Here is a 13,264-nt window from a genome sequence, read left to right on the forward strand (position 1 = left end):
CCAGCCCAGCGCCCCTCGGGCCCGGGCGGTGGTCCCGGGGTCAGGGTCTGAGCAGGAAGGTCACCGGACCATCGTTGATCAGGCTGACAACCATATGGGCGCCAAACTGACCGGTTTCCACCCCTGAAACGTGCTTTTGGCGACAGATCTCCACCAATCTGTTGAATCCACGTTCAGCCTCGTCAGGCGGCGCGGCGGTACTGAAGCCCGGGCGCATCCCGCTGGCTGTGTCTGCCGCGAGGGTGAACTGGCTCACCAGCAGCAGGCCGCCCCCTGTCTCCCCCAGGGATCGGTTCATTTTCCCGCTCTCATCTGCAAACACACGGTAACCAAGCAAGCGATCGGCCATCCGCCGGATCTGGGCCTCGGTATCGCCCGGCTCCATGCCCACCAGGGCCAGCAGGCCCGGGCCGATCTGGCCGACTACGGCGTGGTCCACGCTGACGCTTGCCTGGGTAACGCGCTGGATGAGGACGAGCATGGTGGGGCTTTCCAGGATGAACAAGCGGCCTACCTTAGGGGTTGAGCGCCTGCACCGGCTAGACTTTGCCCCGATGAAACCGCAAACCACTGCCCGCCTGGCCTACCGCGCCGCCGCTTTGTTCACCCGCCTGCCCTGGTCCTGGCTGCGCGGCTTTGCCCATGGCCTGGCCGGGCTATGGATCGCCCTGAACGCCCGCGAGAGCCGGGTGACCCGGCGCAACCTGGAGCTGGCCTACCCTGAGCTTTCGGCCGAGGACCGCGACGCCCTGCACAAGGCGGTGCTGCGCTCGACCGCGCTGCAGGCAGTGGAAACCCTGCGCCTGTGGACCCGTCCGCGCGACAGGAACCTGGCCCTGCTGACCGAACGCCATGGCGAGGCGCTGTACGACGCGGCCCTGGCCAGCGGCAAGGGCGTGATCGTGGCCGCCCCGCACTACGGCAACTGGGAGCTGCTCAACCAGTGGCTGGCCTCGCGCGGGCCGATCGCCATCGTCTACAAGGCGCCGGATGAAGCGGTGGGCGATGAATTCCTGCAGCTGGTCCGGGGCGGCAGCAACGTGCAGCAGGTCCGGGCCGAAGGGCCGGCGGTGCGCCAGCTGTTCAAGGTGCTCAAGGACGGCGGCGCCACCGGCATCCTGCCGGACCAGCAACCCAAGGCCGGCGATGGCGTGTTCGCCCCGTTCTTCGGGGTGGAAGCGCTGACCATGACCCTGGTCAACCGGCTGGCCGAGCGCACCGGGGCCACGGTGCTGTACGGCTGGTGCGAACGCACCGGGCCGGGCATGCAGTTCGCCCTGCACATCACGCCGGCTGACGCCGCCGTGGCCGATCCTGACCCGCGCACGGCCGCCAGTGCGCTCAATGCCGGCATCGAGGCGATTGCCCGCCGCGATCCGGCCCAGTACCAGTGGACCTACAAGCGTTACACGCTGCGCCCGCCGCACAGCGACGAAGTGGACCCGTACGCCACCGACCGACATCCGCACTGAGCGCGACGCTGCGTCGCATTGGCCACGATTGAATCGGCGCCTTCCGACCCCACTGTGAAACCACGATGTCCCCCACGGCCCCTGCCATGTCCCCAGTTGCTTCTTCCCCGTTCGGCGATCCGGCCGCGATCCGCTGCGAGCGCGCCGTGGCCGAACTGCGTGCCGGCCGCCCGGTGGTGATCGATGACGGCCACGGCCAGCGCCTGGCCTTCATCGCCTTGGACAGCAGTACCCGCAGCAGCTACACCGCCTTTGCCGGGGTGGCCGCCGGGCAGCACTACCTGTTCCTGACCGCCACCCGCGCGCGGGTGCTGGGGGTGGCCGCCGAAGACGGCGCACGCGTCCCGCTGGCCGGAGTCGACTTCGATGCACTGCCCTCGCTGAGCTACCTGCGCGATGCCGAGCCGATGCCGGCCGGCTGGACCGCCGGGCAGGCCCTGGATGAGGGCGCGGTGGAAATCGCCCGGCTGGGCCTGCTGCTGCCTGCCATGGTCGGGGTACTGCTGGCCCCGGGCGATGCCCGCTTCGACAGCTGCGCGCAGGTATCGCTGTGCGACCTGGCCCAGGGCGCCGAGCAGGCCGCCCACGCCTATGAGCTGGTAGCGCGCTCGCCGGTGCCGCTGCGCGAAGTGGGCATGACCGAATTTGCGGTGTTCCGCGGCGGCGTGGCCCAGCGCGACCAGGTGGCGATCATCGTGGGCAACCCCGATCTTGGCGGCGTGGTACCGGTGCGCGTGCATTCCTCGTGCCTGACCGGCGATCTGTTCGGCTCGCTCAAGTGCGACTGCGGCGACCAGCTGCGGCGCGGGCTGCGCAAGCTCAAGGAACTGGGCGGTGGCGTGCTGCTGTACCTGGACCAGGAAGGCCGCGGCACCGGCATCGCCGCCAAGATGCGCGCCTACGGCTACCAGCACGATGGGCTGGACACGATAGATGCCGATGCACAGCTGGGCTTCGGCGCCGACGAGCGCCGCTATGGGAGCGCGGTGGCGATGCTGCAGGGCCTGGGCGTACAGCGCGTGCAGCTGCTCAGCAACAACCCGACCAAGGCCCAGCGCCTGCGCCATGCCGGGATCGAGGTGGTGGACTGTGTGCCGGTGACCGGCGACATCACCGCCGAGAACGAGCACTACCTGCGCACCAAGGCCGAACGCGCCGGCCACCTGCTGGATGTGGACGCGCTGATCCAGGCCGCGCAATAGCCCGCGCCAACCTGCTACCGTCTGCGCGACGGGCGCAGCCGACCTGATGTGGACGCCCGGCATGTTTCCTCCTGCCGAGCGCCTGCCTTGTCCGACCCGTCCCCTGCCCCGTTGCCGTCCCCGCCCCCCCTGCCCGACCAGGGCACGTGGCAGCCGCTGCCGCTGCGCGCGGCCACCATCGCCGGCGTGGCCGGCGCCATCACCGGTGCAATCTTCATCGGGGGCGTGCTCGGCACGCTGTGGGTGGTCTTCGACCTGCCGATGCGCTGGATCGCGGGACCGGCCATGCTGCTTCCCGGCGCGCTGATCGGCGGCGTCTTCGGCTTCCGCCGGCAGCGCCGCACGTGGTGGCGGCTGGATGCGCAGGGGCTGGGCGTGCGCCGTGACCTGATGTGGCAGCTGGAGACCCGGGTGCCGCTGTCGCGCGTGCAGCACCTGGACCTGCGCCGTGGCCCGATCGAACGCACCGCGCGGCTGTCCACCCTGGTGGTGCATACCGCCGGCAGCCGTTTCAGTGCGGTGTCGCTGGCCGGGCTGGACCAGGCCGATGCCGAGCACCTGCGCGATACGCTGGGGCGCCAGCTGGACCAGGATGACGACGCCCTGTGAGCACGCCCCTGGCTGACGACGGCGCCCCCGACCAGCGCCTGCATCCATGGTCGTGGCTGTTCGTGCTGCTGATGCAGCTGCGCCAGTTCCTGCTGCCGCTGGTAGCGCTGGTGGTGTTCGGTGGCCGCGGCGACAGTGACCAGGAGGAGATGTGGTCGAACCTGGCCGCGCTGGTGGTGATCGTGGTGCTGGTGGCCGTTTCCATCCTGCAGTACCTCACCTTCCATTACCGGATCGGCCGCGATGCGATCAGCGTGCGCAGCGGCGTGATTTCACGCAACCGGCGCGAGATTCCCTTCGCACGCATCCACAACGTGGTGGTCCACCAGAATCCGTTGCACCGACTGTTCGGCGTGGCCGAACTGCGCCTGGAATCGGCCGGCGGGAACCGGCCGGAGGCGGAAATGCGCGTGCTCAAGCTGGACCAGGCGCTGGCGCTGGAGCAGCTGGTGCGCCAGCGCGGGCAGCAGCAGGTGGCCAGCGGGGATACGACGGCGGTGCAAACCACCGACGTCCCGGCCGAAGATGTCCTGCTGCAGCTGGGTACCGCCGATGTGGTGCGCGTCGGGCTGTTGTCCAATCGCGGCTGGGTGGTGGTGCTGGCCGCTATCGGTGCGTCGTACCAGCTGTTCCCGCGCGGCGCGGTCGACGACGCCATTGAACACGGTGGCCGCCAGGCGTTCGGCTATGCCAGCTCCCTGCACCCGGCCACCTGGGTCTGGGTAGTGGCGGCACTGGTAATGGTGATCGGCTTCTGGGCACTGCTGCGGGTGTTCTCCGTGGCGGTGGCGCTGCTGCGCTATCACGGCTTCCGGCTGACCGAACACGAGCGCCGCCTCACCGTGGCCAGCGGCCTGCTCACGCGTATGCGCACCAGTGTGGCGCGCCGGCGGATCCAGGCCTGGACGCTGCGCGAAACCGCGCTGCAGCGCGGGTTCGATCGCCGCCACCTGCGCATCGATATCGCCGCCGGTGTATCCACCGATGGCGAACGCCGCGACCTGCGCGAACTGGCGCCGCTGGCTACGCCCGAGGCCTGCAACACGCTGGTGCAGCATCTTCTGCCGCAGCTGCAGTGGCCACCGGCGCAGTGGCGCCCCGTGCCGCTGCGCGGCTGGTGGCGGTTGTGCCTGCCGGCCCTGGTGATCGTGCCGCTGCTGGCTGCCGGTGCGGTGTGGGAAGTGGGGCCGTGGGGCGCGCTGGTGCTGGCGTGGCTGCCGTGGTCGGCGCTGCGCGCACATCGCACCATGGCGCACATGGGCTGGCACCTGGATGCGCGTTACGTGGCCGTGCGTGGTGGCTGGTGGCAGCGCTGGTGGCGGTTTGCCGAGCTGGACAAGCTGCAGGCGCTGCGGCTGGGCCGCTCGCCGCTGGACCGGTGGCTGGGCACGTCCAGCGTATGGCTGGATACGGCGGGGGCAAACGGCAGCATCGCGTTGTGCCTGCGGTATCTTCCGGAGGCCGAGGCGCGGGCGATGTTCGAGCAGCTCAATGCTGCGTTCGTGAAGCGCCGCCCGTATCGGTAACCGTTACCGCTTGGAGGGGCCCCAATAGCCCAGGTCCCTGCGGATCTGCAGGCCGCGTGTCCACGCGCCGAACGGCTTGCGCTTCAGGGTGCCCAACTCGCCTGCAAGGAAATCCTCGGTGGCGGCGATAACGCGCTCGCTGGAGCGGCCGTCGCGCCATGGGTGGATGTCGTCGGCGTAGCGGCGGATCTCTGCCATCAACGCCGGTTCCGGGTGCAGCGCGCGTGCCAGCATCGCCGGCAGCTGGGCCGGATCGTCGAAATCGATCATGTGCGGCTGCGGGACGCGGTTGCGGAAGGTCACCACCGGTTTGTGCTGCACCACGAACTCGGAGACGATCGAGGAGGTGTCCGACACCAGCACATCGGCGGCGCGCTGCGCGGCCATCACCTGTTCCGGTTCGATGAAAGCGGCGTTGGCGCCGGCCAGTGCGCGGTAGCGCGCGAACAACTCCGGCGGGCACTTGGGGTGCAGGGTCAGCAGCCAGTAGTGGCCGCCCCGCGCGATGTCCCCGGCGATCTGCTCGTAGAGGTGCGGGGCCGCACTGAGGCGCTCGGTGAAGGTGGAGCCGAACAGGATCACCGGCCGCCCCTGCGCGGGCGCGCGCAGCGCCGCGCTGGCGCCGCCGTCGTCCAGGAACAGCGGGTCGAGCTTCGGCCAGCCGGTCTCGGCTACCGCGAAGTGGCCCTCACGTGCGGCCAGCTCGCGGAACGGGGTGGTGGTGGCCGGGCCCTGGGTGCAGTACAGGTCGAACAGCCCCCGCACGCGGAAGTGGCCACGGGCACTGTCGCGTTTCTGCACGTTGAAGCCATGGAAGACCTGCACCTTGGCCCCGGCAATGAACGGCGGCACCCAGTTGGCCGCGCTGAACACCGCGCGCGGGCGCAGCGCCAGCGCCTGCTGCAGGCCAACGTTGGGCACGCCTGGCAGGCTGGCCCCGGCCGCTCCGTCGGCAAACCACGCCGACACCGGTTGACCGGAGGCGTGCAACGCCTGGGCCAACGGGGCGAGAATAGGCAACGCATAGCGTTCCGTCGCAAACAGCAGGTACTCGGCCATCATGTCCTCCACGACCGCTCCCGTTGAACGGCCTCGCATCTCGGCCTGCATTATCGCGTTCAATGAAGCCGACCGCATCGGCGACTGCCTGGCCTCGCTGGCCTTCTGCGATGAGGTCATCGTGGTGGACTCGTACTCCACCGATGCCACGGTGGCCATCGCCACGGCCGCCGGGGCGCGGGTGCTGCAACGCCCGTTCGACGGCTTCCGCAGCCAGAAGGCATTCTGCGTGGCGCAGGCCACGCACGACTGGGTGCTGTGCCTGGATGCCGACGAACGCATCAGCGACGACCTGCGCGCAGCGATCCTCGCCGCCCAGGCGGTGGGCTTCACCGGCCACCATGGCTATCGCTTTGCCCGGCTTTCCGAGTACTTCGGCAAGTTCCTGCGCCATGGCAATGCCTACCCGGACCGGGTGCTGCGGCTGTTCGACCGCCGCCACGGCGGCTGGCGCGGCAAGCGCGAGATCCACGAAGCAGCCAGTGTCGATGGCAGCGTGGGCACCCTGCGCGGCGACCTCATCCACTACCCCTACCGCTCACTGGAACAGCAGCTGGCCAAGACCCAGCGCTATGCGCGGATGATGGCCGAGCACGAGTTCGCGCGCGGCAAGCGCGCCACGCTGGCCAAGCTGGTGCTGGCCCCGGCGTGGCGGTTCTGGCGGGGGTTGCTGCTGCGCGGCGGTTTCCGCGATGGCTGGCATGGCCTGGTGTATGCCTACGTGCGCGCCAACTACGTGCGGCAGAAGACCATCATGCTGTGGATGCTGCAGCACGGGCAGCCGGTCAGCGATCCGCCACGGGACGTTGGCGACACTCCCTGAACACGGGTATGTCAGACTTTGGGGGCGTATTACCGAAGGCCCCCATGAAGATCCTCTACACCAACTTCCACGCCGGTGATGGCGGTGGGCACACCACCTACCTGGCGTCGCTGGCGCGCGCACTGTCGCCGCGCCATCAGCTGTTCATGGCCGCACCCGCCGGCAGCCGGGTGCTGCGGGTAGTGCGCCAGGAGCGCATCGCCGAGCCGGTGGAGATCGCCTTCAGCAGCGGCCTGGCCACGCTGGGGCGGCAATGGGCTGACCTGCGCACGCTGCGCGGGCTGATCCGCGAGCACGCCATCGATATCGTGCACGCCAACGGCGCGCGCGATCACCGCGTGGTGATGGAGGCGGTGGCGGGGTTGCCGAAGCGGCCCAAGCTGGTGTTCACCAAGCACAACAGCAAATCCAGCAACACCTTCGGCAATGCCGTGCGTGCACGCTGGGGCACCGACCGGGTGATCGCCGTGTCCGAACACACCCGGCAGATGCTGCTGGACAGCCCGTACCGGCGCTGCCCGATCGACGTGGTGCGCAATGGGGTGGACCTGCAGCGCTTTTCGCCGGTTGCGCCCGCCGATGGCGCGGCCCTGCGCGCGCGCTGGACCCTCGACCCGGATGCGCTGGTGCTGGTGAGCAACGCCGGCACCGATGGCCACAAGGGCTGGATCGACCTGGCCCGCGCCATCGCCACCCTGCCCGAACCGCTGCGCGGCAAGGTGCACATGGCCGTGGCCGGACGCGAGCCCGACCCGCAACTGGTGGCGGAAGTGGAACAGCTTGGCGTAACCGGGCAGGTGCATTTTGCCGGGCTGCTGGAAGACATCCGCCCGTTCGTGGCCAGCGGCGATGCGGGCTTCGTGCTGTCCTACGACGTGGAAACCATCTCGTTTGCCTGCCGCGAAATGATGGCGATGGGCAAGCCGGTGATGGTCAGTGATTACGCGGGTTTGCCTGAGAACATCACGCATGGGCACAACGGCTGGATCGTGCCGGTGCGGAACGTGGCCGCCATCGCCGCGCAGGTGGTGGCGCTGTATGAGCTGCGGCAGACATTGCCGGCCGTCGGCCAGGCCGCGCGCGCGCATGCGGTGGAAGCGTTCGGGTTGGAGACGTTCAGTGCGTTGACTGAAGCTTGTTATGTGGCGGTGTTGGGTGGGGCAGCCGACTAACAGTCGGCTCTACACGTCGGTTGGGGTGCGCAGGCGCAGGGGGTCGGACAGGGCCAGGAAGAAGGCGATCCAGGTGGCGTAGAACGAGGCGGTGCGCATGTCGCGGAACATCATTTCGGTCAGGCCGAACACCGCAAAGCCCACGCAGATCATCAGGCCCGCACCGGCGAACAGGCGGGTGGGCCGGTCGGTCACACCCAACCGCAGGCGCCTGGCGAACACCCAGCCCGGCGCGATGTAGAGCAGCACCAGGCCCAACCCGCCCAGCACGCCGTAGGTGGCCAGGAAGTACAGCAGGTCGTTGTGGGTTTCGCCGAAGTCGCGCGCCACCGTCGGGGTGACCTGCTTGGCGTCGGCCAGCTGCGCCAGCTCCTCGCGGAAGCGGTCGCCGCCGCCCACGCCGAACAGCGGCTCGCTGCGGATCATATGGCCGGCCGCGCTCCACAGCTGCAGGCGGATGCATACCGAGGTATCGGAGAGGTGCGCCACCTGGCACTGGTCGAACTCGCTCACGCCAAGGTGGATGCGCTCACGCATCGAGGCATCGCTGGCCACGATGATGCCGGCCAGGCCCAGCAGCAGCGCAGCGGACAGGACCTTGAAGCGGTTCATGCGGCGACCCTGCACCAGCAGAGCGATGAACAGGAAGAACGGAATGGCCAGCAGGCCGCCACGGGTCTGCGTGGCCAGGAAGGCCCCGATACCGGCGATGCCGCTGACCAGCTTGAGTGCGAATTCGGTGCGGCGGAAGCGGGTGATGCGCAGGCCCAGCAACAGGAAGGCAATCACCGAGAACAACAGGGTCAGGTCGCCGTATGTGACGGCGTTGAACTGGCGGGTCGCAGGGCGCGCACCGGTACTCAGCACCAGCCAGGCCACGTTGATCACGGCATACCAGATGCCGGCCAGCAGGCCGAACGCGGCATGGACCAGCACAGGGCGTGGCACGCGCAACGCGGCGGCGAGAATCAGGCCCACGGTGAGGAAACGCACCGCCTTTTCGGTTTCCGATCCCTTCCAGATGCCATGCACGGCAAGGCTGGTCAGCACGCCCAGCAGCATCACGCCCATGCCTGCCACCATCCACAGGTACTCGCGGCGATTGTCGCACCAGACGGTGCCGACCGCAGGGCGACGCACCCAGGCCAGCACGATGAAGCTGAGCAGCACCAGCCCGTAATAGCCCGCGCTGCCGCCGTCCATCGTGGACATCAGCAGTACCGGCGACAGGCCAAGCGCGATCGTGAACACCCAGGCCAGGACAGGGTGGACGCCGGCGGTACGGGGAAGCGCGTTGTTCACGTTCAATGCGACTCGGGCGGAGCGGGCGGCATTGTCGCTGATCGGTCGGGAATGATCCATGAGCGCAGGGTCAGTCCTCGCCCTCTTCCTTGCCCTGCTCGCGGCGTATCCGCGCCAGGTCCACGGCACTGGGCTGGCAGGGCCCTGCGAACGCACGCGCCGGTACCAGCCACCAGCCCCGCCGATTGGCCACCCCTACGCGCTCGGCCTGGGCCCGGTCCACGCAGGCGAGCAGTGCGGCCTGCTGCACGAGCAGCCAGCGCCGCTCGGGCGCCTGAGCCTGCCATGCCCGGCCGTCCTGCAGCTGCAGGTACCAGCGCCGCTTGAAGCCGAAGGTGCGCACCGGCCGGTCGGACATGAGCAGGTTCTGTTCCTTCCAGCCCACCAGGCCCAGCTCGGCATCCGGGCCGATGCGCTGGCCCACCTGGTACATCAATCCGCGCGCCGAACTTGAATCGTTGAACAGCGGGTAGCCCACCAGCCCGTAGGCCACCCATGCCATGGCCAGGATCGACACCACCGCCAGGTGGAAACGACGCGCACCGCTGAACACCAGGCTGACCACGCCCCAGCTCCCCAGTGCGATGCCGACCCAGCCCAGCGCGGCGGTCACCGAGGTGTCGATGCCCCGCTCAAGGATGAGCTTGCGCTCGAAGCTGGGCTCACCGCCGAGCATGGCCACGCCGATCCCCAGCAGCGCGACGGTAAGCAGGAGCGCGAAGCCGCCCAGCACCCATTGCACGTCGCGCCGCCGCAGCAGGCCCGGCAGCAGCGGTGCCAGCGCCAGGCAGAACATCGGCAGCGCCGGCAGGATGTAGACGTCGCGCTTGCCGTGCGGAATGGAGAAGAACAGCACGATCAGCAGCCACCAGCCCAGCAGCAGCAGGTAGCGCGGGTCGCGCCGGCGCAGGCGTCGCCACCAGGCGGGAATCGCCCACGGCACCAGCAGGAACGCCGGGACCCACATGGACGGCATGGTGGCCAGGAAATACCACCACGGCTGGTGGTGGTCCCAGGACTGCGCGTAACGCTTGGCGGTCTGCCGGAACAGGATGTCGTTCATGTACGCACGGTATTCGGCCGAGCCGCTGGCGGTGGCCGCCAGCACCATCGGCACCAGCCACAGCGCAATGGCGGCCAGGAAGGCCACCGGCCCTACCCAGAATTGCCAGTTGCGCAGGTCGAGCCGGACGCGCGGCCAGCCCATGGCGACGGCGGCCAGCGCCGGTACCAGCATGAACAGCGCCAGCACGCCCACGCCCTTGGTGATCACCCCCAGCCCGGCGGCGAACCAGCCCAGCCACCACCAGCGCCAGGCCGGCCCGCACAGCAGGTGGCGCAGGAGGCCGTAGTTGGCCAGGGTGATGAAGAACACCACGAGGGGATCGATCTGGGCCTTTTTCGCCTGGAAGGTGAAGTGCACCGCGAACAGCAGCGCCCAAGCGGCGTACAGGCCCACCTTGCGGGTCCACAGCCGGCGACCCAGGTCATACACGCAGGCCAGCGTGCCCAGCGACGCCAGCAGGGTGGGCAGCAGGAACGCCACCCGCCAGTCGCGCAGCGCGGTATAGAGCGTGGCCTGCAGCCACATCAGCATCGGCGGCTTGTCCGAGTAAAGCTCAGTGCCACGGTGCGGGAACAGCCAGTCACCGCTGAGCACCATCTGCTTGGCCACCAGCGCGAAGCGGGGTTCGTCCGATGGCCAGGGATCGCGCATGCCAAGCCCTGCCCCCAGTACCAGCAGGGCCATCAGCGCAAGCAACCAGAATTCCCGGGATTCGCGTGTTTTCAGCATGGGCGCGATTCTAACGGTGCAGGGTTACCCTTTCTTTAGCAGACGTGCATAGAAGAAGCCGTCAGCACCCTGTTCCCCGGGCAGGCGCTGGCGCCCGGCCCAGGAGTCATGGCCGTAAGCGTCACCCAGTGGCAGGAACCCCGCGCCGCGGGTGCGCTGCAGGAAGGCCTCGACCTGGAACTGGTTTTCCTCGCGCAGGATCGAGCATGTCGCATACAACAGGGTGCCGCCCGGGGCGAGCATGCCGAAGCAGGCATCGAGCAGGCGCGCCTGCAACGCCACCAGCGCCGGAATATCGGTAGCGCGGCGGTGCAGCAGCACGTCCGGCTGGCGGCGGATGATGCCGGTGGCCGAGCACGGCGCATCGAGCAGGATCACGTCGAAGGGCTGCCCGTCCCACCAGCTGGCCGGGTCGGTGGCATCGGCCGCACGCACCTGGGCGTGTTCGCCCACGCCGGTGCGCGCAAAGGTCTCACTGATGCGCTTGAGCCGGCGCGCATCGATATCCAGCGCCAGCAGGCGCAGGCTGGGGTCGCGCTCGAGCAGGTGCGCGGACTTGCCGCCCGGCGCGGCGCAGGCGTCAAGCACGCGCGCGCCCTTGGGCACGGCCAGCGCATCCGCCACCTGCTGGGCCGACAGGTCCTGCACCGACAACGCGCCATCGCTGAAGCCTGGCAACGCGGAGACGGCCACCGGTACCGGCAGGCGGATCGCATCGCTGCCCAGCGCGCTGGCCTCGGCGGCGATGCCGGCCGCTTGCAGCCGCTCCAGCATCACATCGCGGCTGCCGTGCTGGCGGTTGACCCGCAGCCACAACGGCGCCGGCTGCAGGCTGGCGGCAAAAACGTCCTCGGCCTGGTCGGGCCAGTCCTGTTCGATCTGTTCGGCCATCCACTGCGGGAAGGCCTCGCGCGCCGGCAGCGCTGGAATGCCATCGCGCTGGGCGCGGCGCAGCAATGCATTGACCATCCCGGCCTGGCGCTCCTTGCCCAGCGCGCGGGCGGCGTCGACCGTGGCCGAAAGTGCGGCATGCGCCGGCAGGTCGAGCGCATCGAGCTGGGCAAAGCCGACCAGCAGCAGCGCGCGCAGTTCGTCCTCGCGCACGCTGAGCGGGCGCTGCATCCATTTCGCCAGGGCGGCGTCATAGGCGGTGCGCCGGCGCAGCACGGCAAAGCACAGCGCTTCGAGCAGGGCGCGGTCGCGGCTGTCGTCCAGCGTAGGCAGCGCGGTGGCCAGTTCGGCCTTGAGCGAGCGCCCACGGCCGATCACCTGGGCCAGCACGCGGGCGGCGAGCACGCGGGTGGGTACGCCCGGGGCCAGGCCGGACAGCGCGGGGGACGGTTTGTTCTGGCGGGGCTGGGCCATCTCAGGTGCCCACGGCCAGGTCGCGGCGGGCATTGAGGTAGTCGGCTGCGGTGATCGCCTTGCCACCCTCGCGCTGCAGCACGCGCAGGCGCAGCGCACCCTGGCCACAGGCGATATCGATGCCGTCGCGGCCGGCCGCCAGCAGCGTGCCCGGGGCCTTGCCCTGGTTGTCGGCCAGCGCCACCGCGCCATGGATGCGCACGCGCTCGCCAGCCAGCTGGGCTTCGGCAATCGGCCACGGGTTGAAGGCGCGCACGGTGCGCTCCAGCACCTGCGCATCCTGCGACCAGTCCAGCCGCGCTTCGGCCTTGTCCAGCTTGTGCGCGTAGGTCACCCCTTGTTCCGGCTGCGGCTGGGCGATCGGCTTGAGGCCGGCGCGCAGCAGGCCCAGGCCGTCGGACAGCACCTGCGCGCCAAGTTCGGCCAAGCGGTCGTGCAGCGAGCCGCCCAGTTCACCGGCCTGGATCGGGGTGTGCTGGCGCAGCAGCACCGGGCCGGTGTCCAGCCCGGCTTCCATCTGCATCAGGCACACACCGGTGTCGGCATCGCCGGCCTGGATGGCGCGCTGGATCGGCGCGGCGCCGCGCCAGCGTGGCAGCAGCGAGGCATGCACGTTCCAGCAGCCGTAGGTCGGGATGGCCAGCACCGCCTTGGGCAGGATCAGCCCGTAGGCCACCACCACCATCAGGTCCGGCTGCAGGTCGCGCAGCTGCTGCTGGGCCTGTTCGCTCTTGAGCGATTCGGGCTGGAACACCGGGATGCCGCGGGCGATCGCTTCCAGCTTCACCGGCGAGGGCATCAGCCCGCGGCCACGGCCGGCCGGGCGGTCCGGCTGGGTGTACACGCCCACCACCTCCTGGTGGCGCGCGGCGGCGCGCAGCGAGGCGACGGCGAACTCAGGCGTTCCGGCAAAGACGATCTTCATGGCGTTCCCACTTG

12 protein-coding genes are annotated in these 13,264 nt (G+C 69.5%); 6 read left to right on the forward strand and 6 right to left on the reverse strand.

The window, feature by feature from the left end:
- Nucleotides 1–40: 40 nt before the first annotated feature.
- On the reverse strand, nucleotides 41–481 hold the full coding sequence (gene dtd, locus V9K91_RS02575) for a D-aminoacyl-tRNA deacylase (RefSeq protein WP_068854158.1): 441 nt from the start codon (nucleotides 479–481) through the stop codon (nucleotides 41–43).
- A gap of 73 nt (nucleotides 482–554) precedes the next feature.
- On the opposite strand from dtd, the gene V9K91_RS02580 reads away from it, so the two are divergent.
- The 4 genes from V9K91_RS02580 (at nucleotide 555) to V9K91_RS02595 (ending at nucleotide 4,809) form a co-directional block, all read left to right on the forward strand.
- Complete coding sequence (locus V9K91_RS02580) at nucleotides 555–1,472, forward strand: lauroyl acyltransferase (RefSeq protein ID WP_093534724.1); 918 nt, start codon at nucleotides 555–557, stop codon at nucleotides 1,470–1,472.
- Between the two features lie 65 nt (nucleotides 1,473–1,537).
- The gene (ribA, locus tag V9K91_RS02585) at nucleotides 1,538–2,674 is read left to right on the forward strand and encodes a GTP cyclohydrolase II RibA (RefSeq protein ID WP_095363037.1); all 1,137 of its coding nucleotides are present in this window, start codon (nucleotides 1,538–1,540) and stop codon (nucleotides 2,672–2,674) included.
- 87 nt (nucleotides 2,675–2,761) lie between these two features.
- Nucleotides 2,762–3,283 carry a PH domain-containing protein gene (locus V9K91_RS02590; protein ID WP_245356735.1) on the forward strand — a complete coding sequence of 174 codons (522 nt, stop codon included), beginning with the start codon at nucleotides 2,762–2,764 and terminating at the stop codon, nucleotides 3,281–3,283.
- Entirely contained in the window at nucleotides 3,280–4,809 is a 1,530-nt protein-coding gene (locus V9K91_RS02595; RefSeq protein WP_336442629.1) for a PH domain-containing protein, read from the forward strand. Before V9K91_RS02590 ends, V9K91_RS02595 begins: the two co-directional genes overlap by 4 nt.
- Nucleotides 4,810–4,812: 3 nt before the next feature.
- On the opposite strand, the gene V9K91_RS02600 is transcribed toward V9K91_RS02595, so the two are convergent.
- Entirely contained in the window at nucleotides 4,813–5,871 is a 1,059-nt protein-coding gene (locus V9K91_RS02600; protein WP_336442793.1) for a CDP-glycerol glycerophosphotransferase family protein, read from the reverse strand.
- Between V9K91_RS02600 and V9K91_RS02605 the strand changes: the two genes are divergently transcribed.
- Both V9K91_RS02605 and V9K91_RS02610 read left to right on the forward strand, forming a co-directional pair.
- Nucleotides 5,870–6,691, forward strand: coding sequence for a glycosyltransferase family 2 protein (locus V9K91_RS02605; protein WP_068854164.1), 822 nt, complete (start codon nucleotides 5,870–5,872; stop codon nucleotides 6,689–6,691). The genes V9K91_RS02600 and V9K91_RS02605 overlap by 2 nt on opposite strands.
- A 44-nt stretch (nucleotides 6,692–6,735) precedes the next feature.
- Nucleotides 6,736–7,863, forward strand: a complete 1,128-nt coding sequence (locus V9K91_RS02610) for a glycosyltransferase (RefSeq protein WP_249833178.1) — start codon at nucleotides 6,736–6,738, stop codon at nucleotides 7,861–7,863.
- 9 nt (nucleotides 7,864–7,872) lie between these two features.
- Here V9K91_RS02610 and V9K91_RS02615 read toward each other — a convergent pair whose 3' ends face one another.
- Genes V9K91_RS02615 through fmt form a run of 4 tightly spaced genes read right to left on the reverse strand, consistent with a single transcriptional unit; the run spans nucleotide 7,873 to nucleotide 13,250 of the window.
- On the reverse strand, nucleotides 7,873–9,225 hold the full coding sequence (locus V9K91_RS02615) for an O-antigen ligase family protein (RefSeq protein WP_336442630.1): 1,353 nt from the start codon (nucleotides 9,223–9,225) through the stop codon (nucleotides 7,873–7,875).
- A 10-nt stretch (nucleotides 9,226–9,235) separates the two neighbouring features.
- A complete protein-coding gene (locus tag V9K91_RS02620; RefSeq protein WP_336442631.1) occupies nucleotides 9,236–10,960 on the reverse strand; it encodes a glycosyltransferase family 39 protein in 1,725 nt (574 codons plus the stop codon).
- 24 nt (nucleotides 10,961–10,984) lie between these two features.
- Nucleotides 10,985–12,325 carry a 16S rRNA (cytosine(967)-C(5))-methyltransferase RsmB gene (rsmB, locus tag V9K91_RS02625; protein WP_336442632.1) on the reverse strand — a complete coding sequence of 447 codons (1,341 nt, stop codon included), beginning with the start codon at nucleotides 12,323–12,325 and terminating at the stop codon, nucleotides 10,985–10,987.
- Nucleotide 12,326: 1 nt separating this feature from the next.
- Nucleotides 12,327–13,250, reverse strand: coding sequence for a methionyl-tRNA formyltransferase (gene fmt, locus V9K91_RS02630; RefSeq protein ID WP_095363042.1), 924 nt, complete (start codon nucleotides 13,248–13,250; stop codon nucleotides 12,327–12,329).
- Between the last annotated feature and the right edge of the window lie 14 nt (nucleotides 13,251–13,264).

It is taken from the genome of Stenotrophomonas sp. CCNWLW57 (assembly GCF_037203925.1).
Taxonomy (GTDB): domain Bacteria; phylum Pseudomonadota; class Gammaproteobacteria; order Xanthomonadales; family Xanthomonadaceae; genus Stenotrophomonas; species Stenotrophomonas rhizophila_A.

Coding starts and splice junctions, on each gene's coding strand:
- dtd (WP_068854158.1), bottom strand. CDS start 481: ATGCTCGTCCTCATCCAGCGCGTTACCCAGGCAAGCGTCAGCGTGGAC.
- V9K91_RS02580 (WP_093534724.1), top strand. CDS start 555: ATGAAACCGCAAACCACTGCCCGCCTGGCCTACCGCGCCGCCGCTTTG.
- ribA (WP_095363037.1), top strand. CDS start 1,538: ATGTCCCCCACGGCCCCTGCCATGTCCCCAGTTGCTTCTTCCCCGTTC.
- V9K91_RS02605 (WP_068854164.1), top strand. CDS start 5,870: ATGTCCTCCACGACCGCTCCCGTTGAACGGCCTCGCATCTCGGCCTGC.
- V9K91_RS02600 (WP_336442793.1), bottom strand. CDS start 5,871: ATGATGGCCGAGTACCTGCTGTTTGCGACGGAACGCTATGCGTTGCCT.
- V9K91_RS02610 (WP_249833178.1), top strand. CDS start 6,736: ATGAAGATCCTCTACACCAACTTCCACGCCGGTGATGGCGGTGGGCAC.
- V9K91_RS02615 (WP_336442630.1), bottom strand. CDS start 9,225: ATGGATCATTCCCGACCGATCAGCGACAATGCCGCCCGCTCCGCCCGA.
- V9K91_RS02620 (WP_336442631.1), bottom strand. CDS start 10,960: ATGCTGAAAACACGCGAATCCCGGGAATTCTGGTTGCTTGCGCTGATG.
- rsmB (WP_336442632.1), bottom strand. CDS start 12,325: ATGGCCCAGCCCCGCCAGAACAAACCGTCCCCCGCGCTGTCCGGCCTG.
- fmt (WP_095363042.1), bottom strand. CDS start 13,250: ATGAAGATCGTCTTTGCCGGAACGCCTGAGTTCGCCGTCGCCTCGCTG.